Source organism: Azospira sp. APE16 (assembly GCF_047901315.1).
Lineage (GTDB): Bacteria > Pseudomonadota > Gammaproteobacteria > Burkholderiales > Rhodocyclaceae > Azospira > Azospira oryzae.
Genome location: NZ_CP179682.1, coordinates 2,971,148 through 2,995,620 on the forward strand (window position 1 = coordinate 2,971,148; position 24,473 = coordinate 2,995,620).

General features: G+C 67.6%; 20 protein-coding genes. 6 read left to right on the forward strand and 14 right to left on the reverse strand.

All coding sequences use genetic code 11. From position 1 onward, the window contains the following. The first annotated feature begins 86 nt into the window (after positions 1–86). Entirely contained in the window at positions 87–326 is a 240-nt protein-coding gene (locus tag ACLSSQ_RS14180; protein ID WP_416243056.1) for a hypothetical protein, read from the forward strand. A 175-nt stretch (positions 327–501) separates the two neighbouring features. Here the strand turns inward: ACLSSQ_RS14180 and hemF are convergent, their stop codons facing one another. From hemF to pepP, 7 genes are all read right to left on the reverse strand, one after another. After that, positions 502–1,410, reverse strand: coding sequence for an oxygen-dependent coproporphyrinogen oxidase (gene hemF, locus ACLSSQ_RS14185; protein ID WP_416243057.1), 909 nt, complete (start codon positions 1,408–1,410; stop codon positions 502–504). Between the two features lie 77 nt (positions 1,411–1,487). Then, positions 1,488–2,771 (reverse strand): phosphoribosylamine--glycine ligase, encoded by a 1,284-nt coding sequence (gene purD / locus ACLSSQ_RS14190; protein WP_014236684.1) that lies wholly within the window; start codon positions 2,769–2,771, stop codon positions 1,488–1,490. A gap of 85 nt (positions 2,772–2,856) precedes the next feature. Beyond that, positions 2,857–4,422 carry a bifunctional phosphoribosylaminoimidazolecarboxamide formyltransferase/IMP cyclohydrolase gene (purH, locus tag ACLSSQ_RS14195; protein WP_014236683.1) on the reverse strand — a complete coding sequence of 522 codons (1,566 nt, stop codon included), beginning with the start codon at positions 4,420–4,422 and terminating at the stop codon, positions 2,857–2,859. A 65-nt stretch (positions 4,423–4,487) separates the two neighbouring features. Then, a complete protein-coding gene (locus ACLSSQ_RS14200) occupies positions 4,488–4,727 on the reverse strand; it encodes a helix-turn-helix domain-containing protein (protein WP_014236682.1) in 240 nt (79 codons plus the stop codon). Positions 4,728–4,811: 84 nt separating this feature from the next. After that, the gene (gene dusB, locus ACLSSQ_RS14205; protein ID WP_416243058.1) at positions 4,812–5,843 is read right to left on the reverse strand and encodes a tRNA dihydrouridine synthase DusB; all 1,032 of its coding nucleotides are present in this window, start codon (positions 5,841–5,843) and stop codon (positions 4,812–4,814) included. Positions 5,844–6,177: 334 nt separating this feature from the next. After that, entirely contained in the window at positions 6,178–7,332 is a 1,155-nt protein-coding gene (locus tag ACLSSQ_RS14210; protein ID WP_416243059.1) for an FAD-dependent monooxygenase, read from the reverse strand. Then, the gene (gene pepP / locus ACLSSQ_RS14215; protein ID WP_416243060.1) at positions 7,329–8,630 is read right to left on the reverse strand and encodes a Xaa-Pro aminopeptidase; all 1,302 of its coding nucleotides are present in this window, start codon (positions 8,628–8,630) and stop codon (positions 7,329–7,331) included. Before pepP ends, ACLSSQ_RS14210 begins: the two co-directional genes overlap by 4 nt. A 111-nt stretch (positions 8,631–8,741) precedes the next feature. Between pepP and ACLSSQ_RS14220 the strand changes: the two genes are divergently transcribed. Further along, entirely contained in the window at positions 8,742–9,014 is a 273-nt protein-coding gene (locus ACLSSQ_RS14220) for a hypothetical protein (protein WP_014236678.1), read from the forward strand. Positions 9,015–9,027: 13 nt separating this feature from the next. Here the strand turns inward: ACLSSQ_RS14220 and murU are convergent, their stop codons facing one another. After that, positions 9,028–9,711 (reverse strand): N-acetylmuramate alpha-1-phosphate uridylyltransferase MurU, encoded by a 684-nt coding sequence (gene murU, locus ACLSSQ_RS14225; RefSeq protein ID WP_416243061.1) that lies wholly within the window; start codon positions 9,709–9,711, stop codon positions 9,028–9,030. Beyond that, on the reverse strand, positions 9,711–10,712 hold the full coding sequence (locus ACLSSQ_RS14230; protein ID WP_205230826.1) for an aminoglycoside phosphotransferase family protein: 1,002 nt from the start codon (positions 10,710–10,712) through the stop codon (positions 9,711–9,713). Before ACLSSQ_RS14230 ends, murU begins: the two co-directional genes overlap by 1 nt. Positions 10,713–10,920: 208 nt before the next feature. Here ACLSSQ_RS14230 and ACLSSQ_RS14235 point away from each other — a divergent pair, with 208 nt between their 5' ends. The 3 genes from ACLSSQ_RS14235 (at position 10,921) to pdxA (ending at position 16,522) form a co-directional block, all read left to right on the forward strand. Then, positions 10,921–14,121, forward strand: coding sequence for an LPS-assembly protein LptD (locus tag ACLSSQ_RS14235; RefSeq protein WP_416243062.1), 3,201 nt, complete (start codon positions 10,921–10,923; stop codon positions 14,119–14,121). Beyond that, entirely contained in the window at positions 14,121–15,434 is a 1,314-nt protein-coding gene (locus ACLSSQ_RS14240) for a peptidylprolyl isomerase (protein WP_014236674.1), read from the forward strand. Before ACLSSQ_RS14235 ends, ACLSSQ_RS14240 begins: the two co-directional genes overlap by 1 nt. Before the next feature lie 65 nt (positions 15,435–15,499). Next, entirely contained in the window at positions 15,500–16,522 is a 1,023-nt protein-coding gene (gene pdxA / locus ACLSSQ_RS14245) for a 4-hydroxythreonine-4-phosphate dehydrogenase PdxA (protein WP_416243063.1), read from the forward strand. A 121-nt stretch (positions 16,523–16,643) separates the two neighbouring features. On the opposite strand, the gene ACLSSQ_RS14250 is transcribed toward pdxA, so the two are convergent. The 5 genes from ACLSSQ_RS14250 to ACLSSQ_RS14270 form a co-directional block, all read right to left on the reverse strand. Beyond that, the gene (locus ACLSSQ_RS14250) at positions 16,644–17,297 is read right to left on the reverse strand and encodes a LutC/YkgG family protein (protein WP_416243064.1); all 654 of its coding nucleotides are present in this window, start codon (positions 17,295–17,297) and stop codon (positions 16,644–16,646) included. A 14-nt stretch (positions 17,298–17,311) separates the two neighbouring features. Beyond that, positions 17,312–18,724 carry a LutB/LldF family L-lactate oxidation iron-sulfur protein gene (locus tag ACLSSQ_RS14255; protein WP_416243065.1) on the reverse strand — a complete coding sequence of 471 codons (1,413 nt, stop codon included), beginning with the start codon at positions 18,722–18,724 and terminating at the stop codon, positions 17,312–17,314. A 65-nt stretch (positions 18,725–18,789) separates the two neighbouring features. Beyond that, positions 18,790–19,518: a (Fe-S)-binding protein gene (locus tag ACLSSQ_RS14260; protein WP_014236670.1), complete on the reverse strand. Its 729-nt coding sequence runs from the start codon at positions 19,516–19,518 to the stop codon at positions 18,790–18,792. 186 nt (positions 19,519–19,704) lie between these two features. After that, the gene (locus ACLSSQ_RS14265; RefSeq protein WP_014236669.1) at positions 19,705–20,355 is read right to left on the reverse strand and encodes a response regulator transcription factor; all 651 of its coding nucleotides are present in this window, start codon (positions 20,353–20,355) and stop codon (positions 19,705–19,707) included. A gap of 4 nt (positions 20,356–20,359) precedes the next feature. After that, positions 20,360–23,065, reverse strand: a complete 2,706-nt coding sequence (locus ACLSSQ_RS14270; RefSeq protein ID WP_416243066.1) for a PAS domain S-box protein — start codon at positions 23,063–23,065, stop codon at positions 20,360–20,362. Positions 23,066–23,251: 186 nt separating this feature from the next. Here ACLSSQ_RS14270 and ACLSSQ_RS14275 point away from each other — a divergent pair, with 186 nt between their 5' ends. After that, complete coding sequence (locus ACLSSQ_RS14275; protein WP_416243067.1) at positions 23,252–24,460, forward strand: ABC transporter substrate-binding protein; 1,209 nt, start codon at positions 23,252–23,254, stop codon at positions 24,458–24,460. Positions 24,461–24,473 lie beyond the last annotated feature (13 nt).

Sequence of the window (24,473 nt, forward strand, 5' to 3'; positions counted from 1 at the left end):
CCTGTTGCGACGACGGAGAAGCGCGCTAGAATGGTTGTCCCAACGAGGGAAAAACAGACAACACAGAGGGTATACGGGGACTAGTCATGCTCAACATCGACCTGCGCAAAATCTACAATTTCTACCCAGTGGAGCCGGCACCCGATGCCGCCAACCTGCCCACCGGCGGCGACATCTACTACGAGTGCCTGGACTGCACCACCGTCATCAACTCGGTGCCCCACATCAAGAGCGCCTGCCCCTGCGGCAACCTGGCCGGCGGTGGCGGCAACCTGACGGTGAAGCACCCGGACCGGGTGAAAGTGGTCAAGGGCAAGCTGAAGTAAGCCAGCCCGCGACGACAAAAAAGGGAGCCCATGGCTCCCTTTTTTATTGGCCGTTGCCGGCGCCGGCGAAGGGCTGCGGGCTGTTGCACGACCTGGGCCAGCAGCCAGTATCCACGCCATTCTCGGCAGGCACGCCCTGAAGAACGGCGTCCCGCCTTCCTCCCGGGCGGGTGCCTTAGGCCCAGTCCCGCGGCGGCAGGAAGTCGGTGTACAGGGCGGCTTCGGCACTGCCCGCTTCCGGCTGCCAGTCGTAGCGCCACTTGACCACGGGCGGCATGGACATGAGGATGGATTCGCTGCGGCCGCCGGACTGCAGGCCGAACAGGGTGCCCCGGTCCCACACCAGGTTGAATTCCACATAGCGGCCCCGGCGGTAGGCCTGGAAGTCCCGTTCCCGCTCGCCGTAGGCCAGGTGGCGGCGCTGCTCCAGGATGGGCAGGTAGGCCGGCACGAAGGCGTCGCCGACGCTGCGGGTGAGGTCGAAGCAGCGCTCGAAGCCGCCCTCGTTGAGGTCGTCGTAGAAGACGCCACCGACGCCCCGGGGCTCGTTGCGGTGCTTGAGGAAGAAGTAATCGTCGCACCACTTCTTGTAGCGCGGGTGCACCGCCTCGCCAAAGGGCGCCAGGGCGTCCTTGCAGGTCTGGTGGAAGTGGCGCGCATCCTCGGCGAAACCGTAGTAGGGAGTCAGGTCCATGCCGCCGCCGAACCACCACACCGGCTCCTGGCCCTCTGCCGTGGCGATGAAGAAGCGCACGTTCATATGGGCCGTGGGGCAGTAGGGATTGCGCGGATGCAGCACCAGGGAGACGCCCATGGCCTCGAAACTGCGGCCGGCCAGTTCGGGCCGGTTGGCGGTGGCCGACGGCGGCAGGTTGCCGCCGGTGACATGGGAGAAATTGACGCCGCCCCGTTCGAACAGGTGGCTCTCCTCGATCACCCGGGATTCGCCGCTGCCGCCCTGGGGCCGCTGCCAGGCATCGCGGCGGAAGGTGCCGCCGTCCAGGGCCTCGAGGGCGGCGATGATGCGGTTCTGCAGGTCGGTGAGGTAGGCGCGGACGGGGGCGCTGCTGGGAAGCTGGCTCATGGGGAATTCTCGCAGGGGAAAAGAAACGGGGCGGTCATGGCCGCCCCGCTGTTTAGTGTGGTGTTGCGCGCAAAGGTTCAGCGGCTGACGGCCCGGTAGCCGATGTCCTTGCGGTACTGGACGCCGTCGAAGCGCACCTGGGCGGCCACCTCGTAGGCCCGCTTCTGGGCCAGCTTGACGTTGTCGCCCAAGGCGGTGACGCACAGCACACGGCCGCCGGAGGTCAGCACTTCGCCGTTGGGCCCGCTGCTGGTGCCGGCGTGGAAGACCTGGGCGTCGTCGCCGAAGGCGTTGCCGTGGGCCGGCAGGCCGGTGATGACGTCGCCCTTCTTCGGCGTGTCGGGATAGTTGGCGGCGGCCAGCACCACGCCGAGGGCGACGCGACGGTCCCACTCGGCTTCCACCTGGTCCAGGGTGCCGGCGATGGCGTGCTCCAGGACCTTGGTCAGGTCGGACTTGAGCCGCATCATGATGGGCTGGGTTTCCGGGTCGCCCATGCGGCAGTTGAATTCCAGGGTCTTCACGGAGCCGTCCTTGCCGATCATCAGACCGGCGTAGAGGAAGCCGGTGAAGGGGATGCCGTCGGCTTCCATGCCGCGCACCGTGGGCATGATGATTTCGCGCATGACCTTGGCGTGCACTTCCGGGGTCACCACGGGCGCCGGGGAATAGGCCCCCATGCCGCCGGTGTTGGGGCCGGTGTCGCCGTCGCCGATGCGCTTGTGGTCCTGGCTGGAGGCCAGGGGCAGCACGTTCTTGCCGTCCACCATGACGATGAAGCTGGCTTCCTCGCCGTCGAGGAAGTCCTCGATCACCACCCGGGCGCCGGCGTCGCCCAGGGCGTTGCCGGAGAGCATGTGGTCGATGGCGGCGTGGGCTTCCGCCAGATCCATGGCCACCACCACGCCCTTGCCGGCAGCCAGGCCGTCGGCCTTGATGACGATGGGGGCGCCCTGGCGGTCCACGTAGGCGTGGGCCGCGGCGGCGTCGGAGAAGGTCTCGAAGCCGGCGGTGGGAATCTTGTGGCGGGCCATGAAGCGCTTGGCGAAATCCTTGGAGGATTCCAGTTGGGCCGCTTCCTTGGTGGGGCCGAAAATCTTCAGGCCCCGGGCGCGGAAGATATTGACCACGCCGGCCGCCAGGGGCGCCTCGGGACCCACCAGAGTGAGGTGGATCTTTTCCTTCTCGGCGAAGTCGGCCAGGGCCACCGGATCGGTGATGTTGAGGTTTTCCAGTTCCGCTTCCCGGGCGGTGCCGGCGTTGCCGGGCGCCACGTAGACCTTCTGCAGGCCGGGGGACTGGGACAGCTTCCAGGCCAGGGCGTGCTCGCGGCCGCCGGAACCGATGACGAGGAGTTTCATTGTTTGTCCTTTGCGCTTCTCAGATATTGCACTGGGTACTGTACCAATGCGCTCGGCGGGGCAGCCCGGCTGCCCCGTCACGCAATCAATGGCGGAAGTGGCGGGCGCCGGTGACCACCATGGCCAGACCGTGCTCGTCGGCAGCGGCGATCACTTCGGCGTCACGCATGGAGCCGCCGGGCTGGATCACGGCCTTGGCGCCGGCCTGGGCCAGCACGTCCACGCCGTCGCGGAAGGGGAAGAAGGCGTCGGATGCCACACAGGAACCGTCCAGGGAGAGGCCGGCGGCCTGGGCCTTGATGGCGGCGATCTTGGTGGAATCGACGCGGCTCATCTGGCCGGCACCCACGCCCAGGGTCATGCCGCCGCCGCAGAAGACGATGGCGTTGGACTTGACGAACTTGGCGACGCGGTAGGCAAAGAGCAGGTCTTCCAGCTGGGCGTCGGTGGGGGCCTTCTTGGTCACCACTTTCAGGTCGGAGGGCTGGACGTTGAACATGTCCGGACTCTGGATCAGCAGACCACCGCCCACGCGCTTGTATTCGAAGGCGTGGTAGGCGCGCTGCAGGGGCACTTCCAGCACCCGCAGGTTGGTCTTGCCGGCCAGCAGTTCCTTGGCGGCGGGGGTGAAGGCCGGGGCGATCAGCACTTCGACGAAGTGCTTGCGCTCGTTCATGGCGTTCACCACATCCACGTCCACGGTGCCGTTGAAGGCGATGATGCCGCCGAAGGCGGAGGTGGAGTCGGTCTTGAAGGCCTTTTCATAGGCTTCCAGCAGCTTGCCGCCGATGGCCACGCCACAGGGGTTGGCGTGCTTGATGATGACGCAGGCCGGGGTGTCGAAGACCTTGACGCATTCCCAGGCGGCATCGGCGTCGGCGATGTTGTTGTAGGACAGTTCCTTGCCCTGCAGCTGGGTGTAGTTGGCGATGGCGCCGGGGGTGTGCACCGGGTCCTTGTAGAAGGCGGCCTGCTGGTGGGGGTTCTCGCCGTAGCGCAGCACTTCGACGCGGTCGAAGGCGGCGTGGTAGGCGGCGGGGAACTGCTGGGGCTGGTTCTGCTCGTCCAGGCTGGTGAGCCAGTTGGCGATGGCGGAATCGTAGCGGGCGGTGTGGGTGAAGGCCTTCTTGGCCAGACCGAAGCGGGTGTTGAGGGACAGCTCGCCGCCGTGGCCCTGCATTTCGTCCAGCAGGGGCTGATAGTCGGCCGGATCGGTGACGATGGCGACACCGGCGTAGTTCTTGGCGGAGGAACGGACCATGGCGGGGCCGCCGATGTCGATGTTCTCGATGGCATCTTCCAGGGTGACGTTGGGCTTGGCCACGGTCTCGCGGAAGGGATAGAGGTTCACGCACACCAGGTCGATGGTGGGGATGCCGTGCTGCTCGATGGTGGCCAGGTGCTCGGGCAGGTCGCGGCGGGCCAGGATGCCGCCATGCACCTTGGGATGCAGGGTCTTGACGCGGCCGTCGAGCATTTCCGGGAAGCCGGTGTAGTCGCCGATTTCGGTGACCGCCAGGCCGGCGTCGCGCAGCATCTTGGCGGTGCCGCCGGTGGACAGGAGCTTGACGCCTTGGGCGGCCAGGCCTTGGGCGAATTCGAGAACGCCGCGCTTATCGGAAACGGAAATGAGGGCTTGACGGATTTTCATGGTGGATGCGGTGAAAGATTGAAAACGGTGAATGGCGATGAAACGGGAAGGGGGCCGGGTGGGGCTCAGATGAGCTTGTAGTCCACCAGTTTCTTGCGCAGGGTATTGCGGTTGATGCCCAGCATCTCGGCGGCCAGGGTCTGGTTGCCGCCGGCCTGCTGCAGGACGATCTGCAGCATGGGTTTTTCCACATTACGCATGACCATGTCGTAGATGGCTGCCGGACGCTCCCCGTCCAGGTCCCGGAAATACTGCTCCAGTGCCCCGAACACGCAGGCGGAAATATCATTGTTATTGCGGCTCATGGCCGAGGTACCTCTCCAAAAGTGTGTTGCTGACGCCCTCTGTGAGGCGGCGTCCGGCCTGCCCGGGAAGCGCACGGCTCCCGCTCAGGCGGCCAGATCGTGATCCTGCTCTTGTTGTGGTGCTTCGTACTTCAGGTGTTCGCCGGCCTGGGCCAGGCTGGCGAAGAATTCGTTGACGGCGGCCTGCTGGGCATCCAGTTCCATGAGCTGGTTCATGGTCTTGCGGAAGGCGGCGGAACCCACCAGGCCTTTGGTGTACCAGGAGATGTGCTTGCGGGCGATCTTCACCCCGGTCTCGATGCCGTAGAAGGCATAGAGGTCCTGCAGGTGTTCCTGCAGGATGCGGTGGATTTCCTCCACCCGGGGCGGGGGCAGGTGCTCGCCGGTCTTCAGGAAGTGTTCGATCTCGCGGAAAATCCAGGGCCGGCCCTGGGCGGCGCGACCGATCATGACGCCGTCGGCGCCGGTCACTTCCAGCACATGCCTGGCCTTTTCCGGGGTGGTGATGTCGCCGTTGGCGATCACCGGAATGCCGATCTGGCTTTTCACCAGGGCAATGGTTTCGTATTCGGCCCCGCCGGTGTACTGGTCGGCCCGGGTGCGGCCATGGATGGCCACGGCGCGGATGCCGGATTCTTCGGCGATGCGGGCAATGGTGGGGGCGTTCTTGTTGAGGCGGTTCCAGCCGGTGCGGAACTTGAGGGTCACCGGGGTGCCGGGCACGGCGCCGACCACGGCCTCCAGGATGCGGCCCACCAGCACCTCGTCCTGCATCAGGGCCGAGCCGGCCATGACGTTGCACACCTTCTTGGCCGGGCAGCCCATGTTGATGTCGATGATCTGGGCGCCGTTGTCCACGTTGTACTTGGCCGCCTCGGCCATCATGGCCGGATCGGCGCCGGCGATCTGCACGGAAATGGGCGCCACTTCCCCTTCGTGGTTGGCGCGGCGCTGGGTTTTCTTGCTGCCGTAGAGCAGGGAATTGGAGGTGACCATCTCGGACACCGCCAGGCCCGCGCCCAGGGTCTTGCACAATTGCCGGAACGGCCGGTCCGTGACCCCCGCCATGGGAGCGACGAACAGATTGTTGCGCAAGGTAAAACCGCAAAATTCCATAGGTATTGCCGGGCAAGAAAGGGGTGAGGAAGGGGGCGGATTCTACCCCAAGCGCTGCCTAAAAAATAGTCACCAGACGGGGCGCGGCTTTGCGGGGCACAGGCGGAACCCCAAAAACCAATTTGTGAAATAAGTCACAGACAGCAAAGACTACCCCAGCTTCGGCAAGCCGCTGTCTTTTTCGCCGTCGGAAGTCGCCCGGGCCAGACAAAAACACGCCTCCATTCCACGGAAAGGGGCAGTGGCACCGTCAGGGCAAAGCGCCTCCGGCGCGCCGTGGGCTCAATGCCCACAAGCACCGGCGCAACGCCGCCATGGCGGTGCCCAGCGTTCGTTAAGGCCAGGCGCGGGCGCCCCAGATCATGCGCTTGGCAACGAAGTGGCGGGCCGGCGGGAACAGGTCCAGGGCCAGCAGGCCCAGGCCCCGGGCCAGGCGCAGGGGGGCAATGTCGTTGGAGAAGAGACGCACGATGCCGTCGGTGAACAGGGCGCTGCCCTGCCGGTCCGTCCGTCGCCCCCGGGCGTAGGCCTGGAGCGTTGCCGCAGCCCCGGGGTCCGGGCTGGGAGCCAGGAGGGACGCCAGTTCCCAGGCATCGCGCAGGCCCAGGTTGAAGCCCTGGCCGGAGACCGGATGCAGGGTCTGGGCGGTGTTGCCGACCCACACTTCCCGCTGGGCCACGGTCTCCTGGCGCAGGCGCAGGGCCAGGGGGAAGCGGGCCCGGGGGCCGGCGCCGGTGAAGGTGAGGCGGTTGCCGAACTGGGCCTGCAGGGCGGCGACGAAGGCCTCGTCGTCCAGCCCCATGAGCCAGTCGGCCTTGGCCGGCGGCACGGTGAAGACGATGGCGTAGCCGTCCTCCAGGGGCAGCAGGGCCAGGGGACCGTCGGCGGTGAAACGCTCCCAGGCCTGGCGACCGTGGGGTTCCCGGGTGCGCACTTCGGCCAGCACCGCATGCTGGCGGTAATCCCGCACCGACACGGCCGGGTCGTCGTAGGGCGTGCCTTCGGCATGGACCAGCAGACGGGCGCCCAGGCGCAACACCTCGCCCTGCTGCTGCAGGGTGACGCCGACGCCGGCCCCATCGGCACGCCAATCCACGGCCCTGCTCTGGCGCAGGACGCTGATGGCCGGCGTCCGGGCCACCCGTTCGGCCAGGGCCACGGCCAGGTCGCCGTAGCGCATGACGTAGCCGAGGGAGGGCAGCTGGTAGTCGGCCGCGGTCATGACGGCGCGGCCGAAGCCGTCCCGCTGGGAGATATGGATGTGGTCGATGGCGGTGGCGGCCCGGGCGTTCCAGGCCTCCAGGGTTTCCAGCAGCTGGCGGGCGCCGTGGGACAGGGCCAGGGCCCGGGGATCGCCGGCTGCGGTGTCGGCCGGGGCGGCATCCACCAGGGTCACCCGGTGCCGGCTGGCGGCCAGGGCCAGCGCCAGGGTCATGCCCACCGGGCCGGCGCCCAGGACCAGGATGTCGGTATCGGGGGCGGCGCTCACGACAGATGCTCCATGACCGCCTCGATCTCCGCCACGGTGCGGGGCGCCGTGGTGTAGACGCGGCAGCCGTCGGCGGTGACCACCACGTCGTCCTCGATGCGGATGCCGATGCCGTGCAGGTGGGCCGGCACGTCGTCGCCGGGGCGGATGTAGAGGCCGGGTTCGACGGTGAGGGTCATGCCCGGCTGCAGGGTCACCCAGTTGTCCCCTTCCTTGTATTCGCCGGCATCGTGCACGTCCAGCCCCAGCCAGTGGCCGGTGCGGTGCATGTAGAAACGGGTGTAGGCCTTGCCTTCGACGAGGGTATCCACGTCGCCCTTGAGCAGGCCCAGGTCCACCATGCCCCGGGTCAGGACCCGCACCGCCGCATCGTGGGGGGCCATGAAGGCGACACCGGGACGGGTGGCGTCGATGGCCGCCGCCTGGGCCGCCAGGACGATTTCATAGACATCCCGCTGGGCCGCGGAAAAGCGGCCATTGACGGGGAAGGTGCGGGTGATGTCGGAGGCGTAGCCCTCCACCTCGCAGCCGGCGTCGATCAGCACCAGGGCGCCGTCGGCCAGCAGCTTGTCGTTTTCCACATAGTGCAGGACGCAGGCGTTGGCACCGCCGGCGACGATGGGCGGATAGGCGTGGGAGGAGGCGCCGCGGCGGCGGAATTCATAGGTCAGCTCGGCCTCCAGCTCGTACTCGGCGAGGCCGGGACGGCAGCGGGCCATGGCCCGGGCATGGCCGGCGGCAGCGATGTCGGCGGCGCGCTGCATGCAGTCCAGCTCGTGGGCGTCCTTCACCAGGCGCTGCCGGTCCAGGGCGGCGCGCAGGTCGCGGATTTCCGCCGGGACCCGCTTGCCGGCCCGGCTCTGGGCCCGCACCGCATTGAGGGCGCCGGCGATGCGGGCATCCCAGTCGCTGTCATGGCCGAGGGAATGCCAAAGGGAGTCCCGGTCCGCCAGCAGTTCGGCCAGGCGGCCGTCCAGTTCGCCGATGGGATAGGCGGCGTCGACACCGAAGGCTTCCCGGGCGGCCTCGGGACCATAGCGGAAGCCGTCCCAGATTTCCCGCTCCTCGTTTTTCTCGCGGCAGAAGAGCAGGGACTGGGGCTCGGCCCCGCCCACCAGCACCAGCACCGCATCGGGCTCGGGAAAACCGGTGAGATACCAGAAGTAGGAATCGAAGCGGTAGGGATGGTGGGTATCCCGGTTGCGCACCCGCTCGGGCGCGGTGGGGACGACGGCGACGCCGTTGCCGAGGGCCTGCAGCAGGCGTTGGCGACGGGAGCGGAAAGGATCTTGGGTCATGGCGGAGAGCCTCGTATTACCTTGTTTCTAGGACGTTCGACGTAATGCTTTTGCGGACGGGTTTGGCTATAGTGCGCACGTCTTTGTCATGCCCCGCCGTCGGATATCAACATGATCAACACCTTGAAGCAGCTCGAAAGCCATCGGGAGCAGATCATCGCTCGCCTGCCCAGTTATTGCCAGAGCCGCATCAACGACCGCTTCGGCCGTTACCAGAACGAGTGCCAGGAATGCCGCCGCCTGCTGCGCAATTTCGCCAGCGACCACAACGAACACCCGGACCAGGCGGCGGGCCGCCTGCGTCAGCACATCATCAACTGCGACTGCCTCGGCGGCGCCCATCTGCGGCGCAGCGCCGACCGGCAGCCGGCCACGGCGCGCTGAGGCCGCCGCCGGGCTAGACCCGGGCGGCACCGCCCAGTTCCGCATCCAGGGCCTGCAGGCGGGCCGGCGTGCCCACATCCTCCCAGCGCCCCCGGTACAACTCGCCCCCCACCTGGCCCCGGGCCATGGCCTGGCGCAGCAGGGGCGCCAGCTTGGCCGGCTGGCCGGCCACGAGTCCGGCAAAGAGGGCGGGGCGATAGAGGCCGATGCCGGCGAAGGTATGGCGCGGTGTGCCGGCATCCGTCACCCGCCCATCCGCCAGCGCAAAATCCCCTTCCGGGTGCTGGGGCGGATTGGGCACCAGCACCAGATGGGCCTGATCCTCGCCCAGGGCCAATGCCGGCGCCCGGCCCACATTCCAGTCGCAATAAACGTCGCCGTTGATCACCAGGAAAGGCTCCTCTCCCAGCAGGGACAGGGCCTGGACGATGCCGCCGGCGGTTTCCAGGGCCCCCGGCGGCTCGGGCGAATAGGCGAGGTGCAGGCCCCAGGCGGAACCATTGCCGAGGGCGGCCTCGATCTGCGCCCCCAGGTGGGCGTGGTTGATCACCACCTCGCGGAAGCCCGCGGCGGCCAGGCGCTCCAGGTGCCAGACGATGAGGGGCTTGCCGCCCACCGGCAGCAAGGGCTTGGGGCAGGTGTCGGTAAGGGGGCGCATGCGTTCGCCGCGCCCCGCCGCCAGGATCATGGCCCGCATCAGAAGGTGTAGCCCACCTGGACTTCGCCCTGGGGCTCCAGCTCGTCCAGGAGCCGGGCCAGGGCCCGCAGGTCGCCGTAGCGCTCACAGGTGCGGCGCAGGTAGGACATGACCCGGGGCATGTCCTTCAGGTAGCCGTCCTTGCCGTCCCGATGGCAGAGGCGGGCAAAGATGCCCAGGACCTTGAGCTGGCGCTGGGCCCCCATCCACTCATAGTCCTTGTAGAAATCATCGAAATTGGCATGGACCGGCAGGCCGGCCTTGCGCGCCTTTTCCCAGTAGCGGATGACCCAGTCCAGTTCCTGATCCTCTTCCCACTGGATGTAGGCATCGCGGAAGAGGGACACCAGGTCGTAGGTGATGGGGCCGTACACCGCGTCCTGGAAATCGATGATGCCCGGGTTGGGAATGGTCACCATGAGGTTGCGGGAGTGGTAATCCCGGTGCACATACACCGAGGGCTGAGCCAGGTTGTTGGCCAGCAGCTTGGCGAAGACGTCGTCCAGCACATGCTGCTGCTTGTCGCTGAGGGTCTTGCCCAGGTGCTTGCCCACATACCATTCGGGGAACAGATCCAGCTCCCGCTGCAGCAGGGCCGCATCGTAGGGAGGCAGTTCCCCGGGCCGGCTAGCCTGCTGGATGCGCACCAGGGCATCCACCGCCTCGCCGTAAAGGGCCCCGGCGTTTTCCCCGTCCAGCACCGACAGGTAGGTGGTGCTGCCCAGGTCGGAAAGAAGCAGGAAACCCTGGGCCAGGTCGGCAGCGAAAACCTCCGGCACATGCACCCCGGCGCCCCGCAGCAGCTGCTCCACATGCAGCCAGGGGGCGCAGTCTTCGTGGCTCGGCGGCGCATCCATGACGATGCGGGAAGGGCTGCCGTCGGCAAAGCTGACGCGGAAATAGCGCCGGAAGCTGGCATCGGCGGAAGCCGGGGTCAGGCTGAAGGTTGCACCGGAAAACTGACTCTCTAGCCAGGCCTGAAGCTGGGCGGTACGCGGCATGCCGCTTCTCCTCGTTCGAAGATGCTAAAATGCGGCGATTTTAGCATCCACGCTGCACGCCTCACGGGGCTTCGCCGCGGCATGCCCACCGATTTCCCTGAATTCCCTGTCCATGCCATTTGCCCGTCGCCCTCTGGCGCTCCTTCTCTGCTGCGGCTTTGCCGGTGCCGTTCTCGGCTCCCTACCCGAGGAAGCGCTCGCCCAGGGAATGACGCCGCTGAGTGTGGATCCGACCCTGCTCGGCCTGCCGCCGGCCCAACCCAAACCCAAGCCTGCCCCCCGTCCCGCCGAAGCGGAAAGCGCCCCCCGGGCCACGGCCACCCCGGTGACCGCTCCGGAGCCGATCCCGAGCAAGGAACTGAACAACGACGGCCCCGCGCCGGCAGCCGCCAAGCCGGCACCGGCCACCAAAGCCGTGGCGACTCCCGCGCCCCAGCCCGCGCCGGCACCGACCGCCCCCGCCCGCAAGGCGGCGGCACCTGCCGCACCGATCGTCGCCGCCCCACCCGTGACCCAGCCGGCCCCGGTGGTGCCCGTGACGACTCCGGCGGCGGAATCCTCCCGCCCGGCCACCGTCGCCCCGGCGGCCGTGACCTATCCCACCCCTGCCCGTCCGGCTCCCCAGGCCGCCCAGGCCAGCGGCGGTCTGGCACCGCTGCGGGTGGACCCGGCCCTGCTCGGCCTGCCACCGGCTCCGGCAACCACCCAGGTGGCCCGTCCCGCGGCGCCTGCAGCCACGCCCACCACCAGCATTGGTGCGGCTCCGGCGGCAGCCCCGGCAACAACGACTGCCGCGACCGCCACCAGCCCGGCTGGCGCCACGACAACCAGTGCCATCGCTCCTGGGCGGCGCGCTGTCCGGGCACCCCTGGTGGCCCCGGCGGAAGTCCTGGCCCGGGAGCCGGCAGCGACGCCCGCTCCGGCCCGCACCGTGGCAGTGGCAGCAGCGCCCGCCCCCATCGCCCACAAGGGTGAGGCGGCGGGTGGCACGGCCCTCGGTCCCCTCAAGGTGGACCCGACCCTGCTGGGTCTGCCCCCCCTGCCGGCGCCGGCGGCACCGCCCCAGATCGTGAACGCAGTCTCCGACCCCCAGGCCGAAGCTGAAGCCATGGCCCCGGCCCTGCCGCCCCGCCGCCGTCGCGGCGAGGAGACCGAGAACGCCGCCCCCCTGCCCTACGCCGAGCGGGATCCGGGACCGGCCCTGGCACTGCGTCGTTCGCGCAACATGACACCGCTGCCGAAGAACGACGACGCCCGCCCCACCTTCCTCACCGCCCGCCGCCTGTACGGCGTCGCCGACCGGGAAGCCGTGCTGGAAGGCGATGCCGAAATGCGCCGCTCCGACACCGTCCTCACCTCGGACCGGCTGGTCTACTGGCAGAACGAAGACGAAGTGGAGGCCACCGGCAACGTGGTCTATGAACAGGAAGGCACCAAGGTATCCGGCCCCAGCCTGTTGATGCGTCTTTCCGACAGCACCGGCGTCTTCGACCAGGCTGCCTACTCCATCCGCCAGGAGCGCAAGGTGCCGGTGTGGGGCGTGCGGGAAAACAGCCAGGCCATGGGCACCACCCTGACCACCGGCCGCGGCCAGTCGGAAAAGATGGAATTCCTCGGCGAAAACCATATTCGCCTGGCCAATGCCACCTACACCACCTGCGCCCCGGGCAACAACGACTGGTATACCAAGGCCGAATCCCTCGACCTCAACTATGACAGTGAGGAAGGGCAAGCCAAAGACGGCACCCTGTATTTCAAGGATGTGCCGATTTTCTATGCTCCCAGCCTCAGCTTCGCCCTCAACAATAGGCGCAGATCCGGCTTCCTCGCTCCGACCTTCGGCACCAACAGCCTCAGCGGCGCCACGCTGACCACACCCTACTACTGGAACATCGCGCCCAACATGGACGCCACCATCGCGCCCCGGGTGATGTCCAAGCGGGGATTGCAGATCGGTGGCGAGCTGCGCTACCTGGACTATCGCTATAGCGGCTACATTCGGGGCGAATATGTACCGACCGACAACGTCCGCAACCTGGACAACCGCTATGCCGTCAACATTTGGCACGTTCAGAGCTTTGGCAACGGATTCAGTGGCCTGTTGAACCTGAACAAGGTATCAGATGATAACTTTTATACGGACTTATCTAGCCGTATCGGCGTTAGCGCCCAAACGCTTTTACAGCGGCAGGGCCGTTTAACCTACAAGTCGACTTGGTGGAGTGCGATTGCCAACGTCAATCGTTACCAGACCCTGCAGCCGGATGCTGCCAACCCGATCACGGCGCCGTACGACACGCTCCCCCAGCTGACCCTGAACGCCCGCCGTCCGGATTTCCACGGATTTGACGTGGCCATGCTGGGCCAGTTCACCTCCTTCAGTCATCGCACCAAAGTCGAAGGCGACCGTACTGTGGTTTATCCACAGGTGTCGCTACCACTGATATTCCCTTCGTTCTATGTAACGCCGAAGGTTGGCATGCACGTCACCAGCTACAGCCTGTCCCGCCAGGCAACTGGAACACCGGATAGCATCAGCCGCAGCCTGCCCATTTTCAGCGTGGACAGCGGTGTCACCTTCGAACGCGACACCACCCTGCTGGGCACGGCCTTCACCCAGACTCTGGAACCCCGGCTGTACTACGTCTATGTACCGAACAAGGAACAGGGCAACATCCCGGTCTTCGATTCCGGCCTGGCCGACTTCAACTTCGGTCAGATCTTCTCGGAAAACCGCTACGTCGGCCAGGACCGCATCGGGGATGCCAATCAGCTCACCGCTGCAGTCACCACCCGTTTCATCGGCCCCAATACTGGAAAAGAGTATTTCCGCGCCCTGGTGGGCCAGCGTTACTACTTTGACGACCAGCATGTCACCATTGACGGCGAGAAGCCCCGCCAGCACAAGAACACCAACTGGCTGGCCGCCGTTTCCGGCCAGATCATGCCCAAGACCTATCTCGACGGCGCCGTCGAATACAACCCCTTCGATGCCCGTACCGACCGTCTGACGGTGGCCGGCCGCTACCAGCCGGAACTGGGCAAGGTGCTCAACGCCGGTTACCGTTACACCCGGGACGTGCTGGGCAACCTGGACGTTTCCGGCCAGTGGCCCCTGGGCCGCGGCTGGTATGGCGTGGGCCGCTACAACTACTCCCTGAAGGAAAAGCGGGTGGTGGAAAACATTGCCGGCCTGGAATACAACGGCGGCTGCTGGGTCGTGCGCGGGGTCATCCAGCGCTACGCCCTGACGGCCAATACGTCGTCCACCGCCTTCTTCGTGCAGCTCGAACTCAACGACTTCTCCCGCATCGGTTCCAATCCGCTGGACCTGCTGCGCCGGACCATCCCCGGTTACGGCCGCATCAACCAGCCCATGGCCGACCCGGTGTTCGGAGGTGAGGAATAATGCAGACCATGATGAAATACTGGCTCTCCCTGCTGCTCTGCCTGGCGGCCTGCCAGGCCAACGCCCAGACCTACCGCGGCCAGCGTACCGACCCGGTGGAGGCGGACCGCATCATCGCCGTGGTCAACAGCGAGGTCATCACCCTCAACGAACTGCGCCAGCGCCTCGACTCCGTGGTCAGCCAGCTGCGCCGCCAGGGCACGCCCCTGCCCCCGGCCGACGTGCTGGAGAAGCAGATGCTGGAGCGCATGGTGGTGGACAAGGTGCAGGTCCAGTTCGCCAAGGAGAACGGTATCCGCATCGAGGATGCCCAGCTGGACATGGCCCTCAACCGCATCGCCGCCAACAACAAGATGACCCTGGCCCAGTTCCGCCAGGCCCTGGAAAAGGACGGCATCGCCTTCGCCAAGTTCCGCGAGGAAATCCGCCAGGAAATCACCGTGTCCCGCCTGCGGGAGCGGGAAGTGGATGCCAAGCTGCTCGTCTCCGAAGGCGAAATCGACAACTACCTGGCCGGCGCCAGTGCCGGCGGCAGTGCCGAGGAATACCAGGTGGCCCACATCCTGGTGCGCTCCCCCGAGTCTGCCAGCCCCGAGCAGTTGCAGAAGCTCAAGGCCAAGGCCGAGCAGATTCTCGACCGCCTCAAGCGGGGCGAGGATTTCGCCCAGGTGGCCGCCGCCTACTCCGACGCCCCCGACGCCCTGCAGGGCGGCAACCTGGGTTTCCGCCCCCTGGACCGCATGCCCAACATCTTCGCCGAAACCGTGCAGAAGATGCAGCCCAGCCAGCTGTCCCCCGTGATCCGCAGCCCCAACGGCTTCCACATCGTCAAGCTGGTGGCCAAGAAGGGCGGCGCCTCCATTCCCGCCGTGCAGCAGACCCACGCCCGCCACATCCTGATCAAGGTGAACGAGGTGGTGTCCGAGGCCGAAGCCAAGCGCAAGCTGCAGGCCGTGAAGGAACGCCTGGACCACGGCGGCGACTTTGCCGAGCTGGCCCGCCTCTACTCCCAGGACGGCTCCGCCCCCAAGGGTGGCGACCTGGACTGGCTCTATCCCGGTGACACCGTGCCCGAATTCGAGCGGGCCATGGATGCCCTGAAGGTGGGCGAAGTCAGTCAGCCGGTGCAGTCCATGTTCGGCTGGCACCTGATCCAGGTGCTGGAGCGCCGCGTCCAGGACGTTTCCCAGGACCGGCAGCGGGCCATCGCCCGCAACGCCCTGCGCGAACGCAAGTCCGACGAGGCCTACCAGGACTGGCTGCGCCAGTTGCGCGACCGGGCCTACGTGGAGTATCGCTGGGAAGAGCAGTAAGCACCCGGCAATCACCAGGGGGCCTGCGGGCCCCTTTTGCATTTCAGTCCAGCGGAGTCTGCCCCATGCGCCCCACCCTAGCCGTCACTTCCGGCGAACCGGCCGGCATCGGTCCCGAACTGTGCCTGGCCCTGGCCCGCTACCCGGCAGAAGCCCGTCTGGTGGTGCTGGCGGACAAGGAACTGCTGCGCCAGCGCGCCGCCCAGCTGGGAATGGACATCCCCCTGCACGACTACGCCCCGGACCGCCCCGCCCCGGCCGGCAGCCTGGAAGTGCTGCACCTGCCCCTGGCCGCTCCCTCCGCCCCCGGCCGCCTGGATGCCGCCAACGGCCCCTACGTCCTCCAACTGCTGGACCGGGCCCTGGCCGGCTGCCTCCAGGGTGAGTTCGCCGCCATGGTCACCGCCCCCCTGCACAAGGGCGTCATCAACGACGCCGGCATCCGCGGCTTCACCGGCCACACCGAGTACCTGGCGGAAAAGACCGGCACCCCCCTGGTGGTGATGATGCTGGCCGGCACCTCGCCCATTGGCGGCCACGGCCCCCTGGGCCAGCCCGGCCCCCTGAGGGTGGCCCTGGCCACCACCCACCTGCCCCTGAAGGAGGTGCCGGCAGCCATCACCCCGACGGTGCTGGAGGACGTTCTGCGCATCCTGCACGCCGACATGGCGCGCAAGTACGGCATCTCCCGGCCCCGCATCCTGGTGGCCGGCCTCAACCCCCATGCCGGCGAAGGGGGCTACCTGGGCCGGGAAGAGATCGAGGTCATCACCCCGGCGCTGGAAAAATTGCGGCACGAAGGCATGGAACTGCTCGGCCCCCTGCCCGCCGACACCCTGTTCACCCCGCCCCAACTGGCCCGGGGCGACTGCGTCCTGGCCATGTACCACGACCAGGGCCTGGCGCCCCTGAAGTTCGTCACCTTCGGCCAGGGCATCAACGTCACCCTGGGCCTGCCCATCATCCGCACCTCGGTGGATCACGGCACCGCCCTGGATCTGGCCGGCACCGGCCAGGCCGATCCGGGCAGCCTGTTCACCGCCGTGGAGCAGGCCGTCGAGATGGCCCGGCGCTCCCGGCCGGCTTGAGCGGCGACCGATCGGAGGCCCGTATCTGCCAACATGGGCCAACATCGGCCGACGCAAAAAAGCCCGGCGCCGAAAAGGCGGCCGGGCTTTTTTTATCCCCAGGATGACGGGAGTGGCGAACTCAGCCCACCAGGATCAGATGCACCCGGTAAGGCCCGTGGGCGCCGAGGGTCACGGTCTGCTCGATGTCGGCGGTGCGGGAGGGGCCGGAGACGAAATTGACGGCCCGGGGCGCCTCGCCCTTTTCCGCCCGCAGCAGGGCGAAACCGTCTTCCATGAGGGGCACCACCCGTTCCACCGGCACCACAGCGATGTGGGTTTCCGGCAGCAGGCTGGTGGCCGCATGGGTGTCGGCGCCGGAGAGCAGCATCAGGGTGCCGGTGTCGGCCACGGCGCAGAAGGTGGAAGTGATGCCCACCAGGTCGTCGCCCCGGGAGGGACGGGGCTCCACCTGCAGGCCGGCGCCAGCCCAGGCCTGGTCAGCCAGGGAGGGCCAGCACACGGCCCGGGTCGGCAGCTCCCGGGCAATAAGATAGGCAGCGGCCGCCGCCGGCACTTCGGCCCAGGACGGCACCCGTTCCACCGTGGAGGCGAGGGCCGTGGCCCGTTCAGCGAAGCGCTGCAGCAGGCCTTCCCGGCTGTCGCGCCAGGCGCCGCCGGGGGCGGGGCCCCGGGTGCGGGCCGCCAGATGGGGCGCCAGCACGGCACCGTCTGCCGGGGCGCCGCGGCCGATGGAGGCGCGGATGCGGGAGAGGATCAGGTCGCGGGAACTCATCGGTGCGGCTCCTATCAGTGCAGGTTTTTGCGGGCGCGGTAGAGCTCGCGGAAGGTCTTGCCCGCCGGCGCCGGGAAGTCCCGGCCGTCGGTCCAGCCGCCGCCCAGGGGCAGGCGGTGGATCAGCTTGTCGGCGCCGCCCAGGCGCTTGAGGAAGCGGGCGGCGATGGCCGTGCCGATGCCGTAGAGCCAGGACTGGCTGGCGCTCCAGCCCCACAGCTTGAGGGAGAGGCGCTCCTGCCAGGGCCGCAGGCCGGCCTCCACCTGCATTTCCCGCTCCTTGCGCATCAGCTCGGGCAAGGGGATGCGCACCGGGCAGACGGCGCTGCACTGGCCGCAGCCGGTGGCGGTGTGGGGCAGCTCATGGGCGTGCTCCATGCCGGCGTAGGAGGGGGTCAGCACCGAGCCCATGGGGCCGGGATAGACCCAGCCGTAGGCATGGCCGCCGACGGCCTGGTACACCGGGCAGTGGTTCATGCAGGCGCCGCAGCGGATGCAGCGCAGCATCTCCTTCAGCTCGGAGCCCAGGACCCGGGAGCGGCCGTTGTCGAGCAGGACGATGTGGAACTGCTCCGGGCCGTCGCTATCGCCGCTGCCGGCGACGCCGGTATTCATGGAAACGTAGTTGGTGATGGGCTGGCCGGTGGCGGAACGGGGCAGCAGGCGCAGCAGTACCGACAGGTCCTCCAGGGTCGGCACCACTTTTTCGATGCCGGTGAGGGCCACGTGGATGCGGGGCACGGTGGTGCACAGGCGGCCGTTGCCCTCGTTGGTGACGATCACCGTGGAGCCGGTTTCGGCCACCAGGAAGTTGGCGCCGGAAATGCCCATGTCGGCGGAAAGGAAGTGGGGCCGCAGGATTTCCCGGGCCTCCCGGCACAGGGCGCCGATGTCCTCGGTACGGGGCTTGCCGTGCTTGGCGTGGAACAGGTCGGAGACCTCGTCCCGGGTCTTGTGGATCACCGGGGCGACGATGTGGGAGGGCGGCTCGTGGTCGTTGATCTGCAGGATGTACTCGCCCAGGTCGGTCTCGACGGGCGTCACGCCGGCCGCCTCCAGGGCGTCGTTGAGGCCGCACTCCTCGCTCACCATGGACTTGGACTTGACCACCTTCTTTACGCCATTGGCCTGGGCAATGCCGACGATGATGGCATTGGCCTCGGCCGCGTCCCTGGCCCAGTGCACCTGGGCGCCGCGGCGGGTGGCCTCCTGCTCGAAGCGTTCCAGCCACAGGTCCAGATTCTCCAGGGCCCGGTTGCGGATATCGCGGCCGGCATCGCGCAGGGTCTCGAAGTCGCCGAACTCGGCGGCAGCAGCGGCCCGGCCGGGGACGAACTTCACCTGCACCAGCTTGAGGGCCTTCTGCAGGTTGGGATTGGCCAGGGCCTCCCGGGCCCGGGCCTTGAAGTCGTTGGAATGGATTTCCATGGCGGATCCTGATGAAGGCGGAAGAAGGGCGCCCGGCGGCAGCCGGGGCCAGGGTGAAACGGAATCTAGTCGAGCTTGCCGGCCAGCACTTCGGCCACGTGCAGCACCTGGGTCTTGCGGTCGCCCTTGCGACGCAGGCGACCTTCGATGTTGAGCAGGCAGCCCAGGTCGCCGCCGACGATGGCATCGGCCCCGGTGGCGCAGGCGTTCTCGCACTTGTTGTCGGCCAGCTTGGTGGAGATGTCGCCGAACTTGAGGGAGAAGGTGCCGCCGAAACCGCAGCAGGTCTCGGCCTCGCTCATTTCCTTGATTTCCACCTGGCCCATCTTGCCGAGGAGCTGGCGGGGCTGCTGCTTGATGCCCAGTTCCCGCAGGCCGGAACAGGAGTCGTGGTAGGTGATGCTGCCGGCGAAATCGCCGGGCACACTTTCCAGCTTGGCCACGTTCACCAGGAAGTCGGTCAGTTCATAGGTGCAGGCCGCCAGCTTCTTGGCCCGGGCCAGCAGGGCCGGATCGTCCTTGCACAGTTCTTCGTAGTGGGCGCGGATCATGCCGGCGCAGGAACCGGAGGGCAGCACCACGTATTCGTAGCCTTCGAATTCGTCGATGACCTTGCGTGCCAGGGTCAGGGCGGTGGCCCGGTCGCCGGAGTTGTAGGCGGGCTGGCCGCAGCAGGTCTGGGTCTCGGGGACTTCGACAGTGCAGCCGGCGAGTTTGAGCAGTTTCAGGGCGGCAAAAGCCACATTGGGCCGCATCAGGTCGGCCAGACAGGTGACGAAGAGGGCAACGCGCATGACGGTTCTTTCCCGGGCAGTGTTGGCGCCACGATAGCGCGCCGGCCCGCAAGATGAAATTGGGGAAATCCCCGTTTCCGGGGCAGGGGGCGATTGGACTCCCAAGCCAGGGCCCAGTCAACACGGCCCTGTCGGAGCAGGCACCGCCGGCAGGTCCGTCCCGCCTGCCTCCCCGGCCATGCCCCGTCAGCGTTCGGCCTGGCTCGACTCCAGGGCGCACTGCACCAGTTCGGCCAGGGAGCGCACTCCCATCTTTTCCATGACCCGGGCCCGGTGGGCCTCCACGGTCTTCATGCTGATGCTGAGCTCGTCGGCGATCTGCTTGTTGAGCTTGCCTTCCACCACCCGGTCCATCACCTCCCGCTCCCGGGCGGTGAGCTGGGCCAGGCGGCTGGCCACGGAATTTTCCCGGGCCCGGCGGGCGCGGCGTTCCGTATCCAGGTCCATGCACTGACGGATCAGGCGCAGCATGTCCGTATCGTTGAAGGGCTTCTCGATGAAGTCGGCGGCCCCCTTCTTCAGGGCCGCCACGGCCATGGGCACGTCGCCGTGGCCGGTGATGAAGATCACCGGCAGGGTGGAACGCTGGGCCGCCAGCCGCTCGTACAGCTCCAGGCCGCTCATGCCGGGCATACGCACGTCCAGCACCAGGCAGCCGGCCAGGCCGTCGGTGTAGGCGGCGAGAAAATCCTCGGCACTGGGAAAGGCGCGTACCGGATAGCCTTCGGACTCGATCAGCCAGACCATGGAGTCGCGCATGGCCTCGTCGTCGTCCACCACGTAGACACACTGGGTTGAGGCGACGGCAGCGCTCTCCTGGCTGTTGTGTTGCGTCATGGCCTCATTCCTCCAAAGGCAGGGTGAATCGGAAAACGGTGCCGCCGCCCGGATTGGCGTCGGCCCACAGGCGGCCCTTGTGGTACTCGATGATGGACCGGCAGATGGGCAGGCCCATGCCCATGCCCTCGGGCTTGGTGGTGTAGAAGGGGGCGAACAGTTCCTCGGCGGTGGTGCTGCCGAGGCCGTGGCCCCGGTCGGCCACCGCCACCTCCAGGCTGTGATTGTCCGGGAGGGTCGCGGACACCGTCAATCGGCGTTCCGCCGGCAGGGTGTCGCGCATGGCCTCGATGCCGTTCTTCACCAGATTGAGCAGCACCTGCTCGATCATGATGCGGTCGGCAAACAGGGGCGGCAGTTCCGGCGGCAGGTCTACGCAGATGTTCACCCCCAGCTTGCGCGCCTCGATCTCGGCGAAGCCCAGGGCTTCCTCGACGATGTCGCCGAGCAGCACCTGGCCCCGGTTGGGCTCGCTCTTTTTCACGAACTCCCGCATGCGGCGGATGATCTTGCCCGCCCGCTCCGCCTGGAAACTGGCCTTTTCCATGGCCCCCAGCAATTCCTCCGGCTTGGCGGCACCACCCTTCATGCGCTTGACGCAGCCCATGCAGTAGTTGGCGATGGCGGCCAGGGGCTGGTTCAGCTCGTGAGCCAGGGAGGAGGCCATTTCGCCCATGGTGATGAGGCGCGAGGTCTGTTCCAGGCGCTTCTGCTGCTGCAGGTTCACTTCCTCGATCTGCTTGCGCTCGGTGATGTCGGTGCCGATCTGCACCCGCACCACCCGGCCGTCCACCCAGCGGATGGCCCGGTCGTGCAGGTGGTACCAGCGGCCGGAGAGGCTGTTCTGCACCTCGCCGTCGAACAGCTGGCGCGGCAGCACTTCCGGCGAGAGCAGGCGCAGGTCGCAGTCGAAGGCGCCCACCGGCGGCCGGCAGGCTTCGGTCACCTCCCAGCAGTTGCGGCCGACGGCGTCGAAACCGAAGATGCTCTTGAAGGCCCGGTTGCCGAAGAGAATTTCGTCGCTCTTGGCGTCGGCCACGTACACCGCCGAATCCAGGCCGTCCAGCACCGCCATGAAGCGCTCCTGGGAGCGTTCCAGCTCGCCCCGCACCCGCTTCGGCTCGGTGATGTCGGTCATGGCCCCCATCCAGCCCGTCTGCTTGCCGTTGGCGTCGATCAGGGGGGAAATGTAGAAGCGCACGTCCATGCGCTCGCCGTTCTTGCGCATCACCCGCTGCTCGAAGCCCTTGGCGGGAGCCTGGCCGGCCAGGGTCAGCTCGATGTTGGTGGCCAGCTGGCGGGCGTGTTCCGGCGGCCAGTAGGGGAAGGGGGGCTTGAGACCCAGCAGTTCCGCCTCGCTCCAGCCCAGCATGCGGCAGAAGGCCGGGTTCACGTAGATGATGCGGCCTTCCATGTCGATGGCCCGCAGACCGGTGGACACGGATTCCTCCATGGCTTTGCGGAAGGCGTATTCGTCGGTGAGGGCCTGCTCGGCGGTCTTGCGGTCGGTGATGTCGTGGGCCACGGCGTAGAGCAGCTTCTCCTCCGGCACCGGGTTGATGCTCCACAGCAGCCACTTGTCCTGGCCGTTGGCGCTGTGGAAGCGGCACTCGAATTCCTGGGCCGCCCCTTCCGCCAGATGGCGCAGCATGTCCACCACCAGGGCCATGTCGTCCGGGTGCACGAAGTCCAGCAGGGACCTGTCCCGCAGCTCCCCCAGGGGATAGCCCAGGACCCGCTCGAAAGCCGGATTGACCCGGCGCAGCTTGCCTTCCAGGGTGGCGATGCACTGCAGGCCGAGGGACAGGGAGAATAGCCGGTCCCGCTCCTTCTCCGCCTGCAGGCGGCGCTGCACGTCGCGCCGCAGCAGGGCCAGGCTCCAGATCAGGGCCAGGGTCAGGGCGCCGATCACCAGGGGCGGCAGGGTGCGGGACCAGGCGTCGTCGGTGGCGTAGGCAATGGCCCGCAGGGAAAGGCCGTTGGCCGGCGGCTCCAGGGTCAGGCGGTAGGCCAGTTCCTTGCTGGTGGGGCGCACCGCCGTATTGGCCGCCACTTCCTTGCCCTCCCCGTCTTCCAGGGTGAGGCGGTATTTTTCGGTGAACCAGGTGGGCACCGGATGGCGCAGCAGGCCGTCGGTGCTGTAGATGCCGACGATGGCGCCCATGTCCTCGCGCCAGCGCTGCACCGGGATGGTCAGATCGAAGTAGGCGGCGCCCTGGCGATTGCGGTAGGTGCTGCCGTAGAGGGGCCGGCCGCCCCGCAGGGCTTCGGCCAGGCGGTCCTGCTGGGTCGGGTCCAGGCTTTCCCCGGCCACCCATTCGGTGGCCTCGAAGGGCGCCACCCACTGCACCTTGCCCTTGGGGTCCACCCACAGCACCACCGACAGTTCCGGATTGTTGGCCAGGTGCTGGGCGGCGCGGATCTGGAAATCCTCGTAGTCGAGCACGCCGTCGGCCAGGTTGCGGCCCAATTGGACGAGGAAATCCTGGTTGGCGGTGAGGTGCAGGCGCAGGGTCTGGTCGGCCCACTGCATGTCCCGCTCCACCATGGCGCGGCGCTCGTCCGCATCCCGCTTGTCGATGTAGCCCACCAGGGCAAACATGGTGAGGGCGAAAAAAACGATGGCCAGATAGGGGACGAGCCAGTACCACCCGCCCTGGGCAACGGCGGCTTTATACGGCAGGGAGGCAGGTTCGGCGCGGTCCGGCATGGCGCTGGGAGGCAATTCGGGTCTCAATCTTCGCTGCCCGTACAAGCGCCGGGCCATTGGTGTTTACCCTGAGTATCGCATGGGCAGTGGCTCGGCGGCCCGGCGAGGGGTGCGGCGATGGGATAATGGCGGCTTGCGGGATAACCCGAATTGGCGCCCTCCCGACCCATCCCGTAGGCTCGACCCATGCTGCCCGCCCTCCCTTCTCGACTGTCGCTCTTCCTCGCCGCGGTCATCGCGCTGCTGGCCCCTGCCTGGGCCCAGGCCGCCCCCCAGGCGCCCCTGCCGATCCGCATCGGCGTGTACGGCCCCTTCACCGGCGGCTCCAGCCCCATGGGCCTGTCCATGCGCGACGGCATCCGCCTGGCGACGGCGGAGATCAACGCCGGCGGCGGCCTCCTGGGGCGCCCCCTGCAACTGGTGGAGCGGGACGACGAGGCCAACAACCAGCGGGGCAGCCGCATCGCCCAGGAACTGGTACAGATGAAGGTGACCGCCGCCGTGGGCATCGTCAATACCGGGGTGGCCCTGGCCAGCCAGCATTACTTCCAGGATGCCCGCATTCCGGTACTCACCGCCGTGGCCACCGGCTCCATCATCACCAAGCAGTTCCTGCAGCCCCACTACGCCGAGAACTATGTCTTCCGCGTCTCCAACAGCGACGCCATCCAGGCGGCCATGATCGTCGAGGAGGCGGTGGAGCGGCGCCGCTTCAAGCGCCTGGCCATCATCCACGACACCACCAACTACGGCCAGCTGGGCCGGGAGGACCTGGAGAAGGCCCTTACCGCCAAGGGCCTGAAGCCGGTCAGCATCGAGCATTTCAACCTGGGCGAGATCGACCTGACCCGCCAGCTGCAGCGGGCCCGGGACGCAGGCGCCGAAGCCATCCTGGCCTACGGCATCGGTCCGGAACTGGCGGCCCTGGCCAACGGCCGCGCCAAGCTGCACTGGGAGGCGCCCCTCATCGGCGGCTGGACCCTTTCCATGTCCTCCTTCATCGACAACGCCGGCCCCAATGCGGAAGGGGCACGCATGCCCCTCACCTTCATCGATGAGGGCACCTCCCTGAAGCGACGCCAGTTCCTCGACGCCTACCTGAAGGCCAGCGGCGCCCCCCGCATCCCGGTGCCTTCGGCCGCGGCCCAGGGCTACGACGCCATGCTGCTGCTGGCTGCCGCCATCCGCCAGGCCGGCAGCACCGACGGCCCACGCCTAAAGGCAGCCCTGGAGAACCTGCGGGACAAGGTGGAAGGGGTGGTGCAGATCTACGAGCGCCCCTTCAGCCCCAACGACCACGAAGCCATCGACCGGCTCGACACCCCGGTCATGGGCGAGGTCCGCGGCGGCCGGGTGGTCCATGCCTACGGCGTACGCCTGCGCCACGTGCCCTGAGCCGCCCTCACCG

What these genes read in the sequence shown, in the direction of transcription:
- ACLSSQ_RS14180 (WP_416243056.1), top strand. Translation starts at nt 87, where the DNA reads ATGCTCAACATCGACCTGCGCAAAATCTACAATTTCTACCCAGTGGAG.
- hemF (WP_416243057.1), bottom strand. Translation starts at nt 1,410, where the DNA reads ATGAGCCAGCTTCCCAGCAGCGCCCCCGTCCGCGCCTACCTCACCGAC.
- purD (WP_014236684.1), bottom strand. Translation starts at nt 2,771, where the DNA reads ATGAAACTCCTCGTCATCGGTTCCGGCGGCCGCGAGCACGCCCTGGCC.
- purH (WP_014236683.1), bottom strand. Translation starts at nt 4,422, where the DNA reads ATGAAAATCCGTCAAGCCCTCATTTCCGTTTCCGATAAGCGCGGCGTT.
- ACLSSQ_RS14200 (WP_014236682.1), bottom strand. Translation starts at nt 4,727, where the DNA reads ATGAGCCGCAATAACAATGATATTTCCGCCTGCGTGTTCGGGGCACTG.
- dusB (WP_416243058.1), bottom strand. Translation starts at nt 5,843, where the DNA reads ATGGAATTTTGCGGTTTTACCTTGCGCAACAATCTGTTCGTCGCTCCC.
- pepP (WP_416243060.1), bottom strand. Translation starts at nt 8,630, where the DNA reads ATGACCCAAGATCCTTTCCGCTCCCGTCGCCAACGCCTGCTGCAGGCC.
- ACLSSQ_RS14220 (WP_014236678.1), top strand. Translation starts at nt 8,742, where the DNA reads ATGATCAACACCTTGAAGCAGCTCGAAAGCCATCGGGAGCAGATCATC.
- murU (WP_416243061.1), bottom strand. Translation starts at nt 9,711, where the DNA reads ATGCGGGCCATGATCCTGGCGGCGGGGCGCGGCGAACGCATGCGCCCC.
- ACLSSQ_RS14230 (WP_205230826.1), bottom strand. Translation starts at nt 10,712, where the DNA reads ATGCCGCGTACCGCCCAGCTTCAGGCCTGGCTAGAGAGTCAGTTTTCC.
- ACLSSQ_RS14235 (WP_416243062.1), top strand. Translation starts at nt 10,921, where the DNA reads ATGACGCCGCTGAGTGTGGATCCGACCCTGCTCGGCCTGCCGCCGGCC.
- ACLSSQ_RS14240 (WP_014236674.1), top strand. Translation starts at nt 14,121, where the DNA reads ATGCAGACCATGATGAAATACTGGCTCTCCCTGCTGCTCTGCCTGGCG.
- pdxA (WP_416243063.1), top strand. Translation starts at nt 15,500, where the DNA reads ATGCGCCCCACCCTAGCCGTCACTTCCGGCGAACCGGCCGGCATCGGT.
- ACLSSQ_RS14250 (WP_416243064.1), bottom strand. Translation starts at nt 17,297, where the DNA reads ATGAGTTCCCGCGACCTGATCCTCTCCCGCATCCGCGCCTCCATCGGC.
- ACLSSQ_RS14255 (WP_416243065.1), bottom strand. Translation starts at nt 18,724, where the DNA reads ATGGAAATCCATTCCAACGACTTCAAGGCCCGGGCCCGGGAGGCCCTG.
- ACLSSQ_RS14260 (WP_014236670.1), bottom strand. Translation starts at nt 19,518, where the DNA reads ATGCGCGTTGCCCTCTTCGTCACCTGTCTGGCCGACCTGATGCGGCCC.
- ACLSSQ_RS14265 (WP_014236669.1), bottom strand. Translation starts at nt 20,355, where the DNA reads ATGACGCAACACAACAGCCAGGAGAGCGCTGCCGTCGCCTCAACCCAG.
- ACLSSQ_RS14270 (WP_416243066.1), bottom strand. Translation starts at nt 23,065, where the DNA reads ATGCCGGACCGCGCCGAACCTGCCTCCCTGCCGTATAAAGCCGCCGTT.
- ACLSSQ_RS14275 (WP_416243067.1), top strand. Translation starts at nt 23,252, where the DNA reads ATGCTGCCCGCCCTCCCTTCTCGACTGTCGCTCTTCCTCGCCGCGGTC.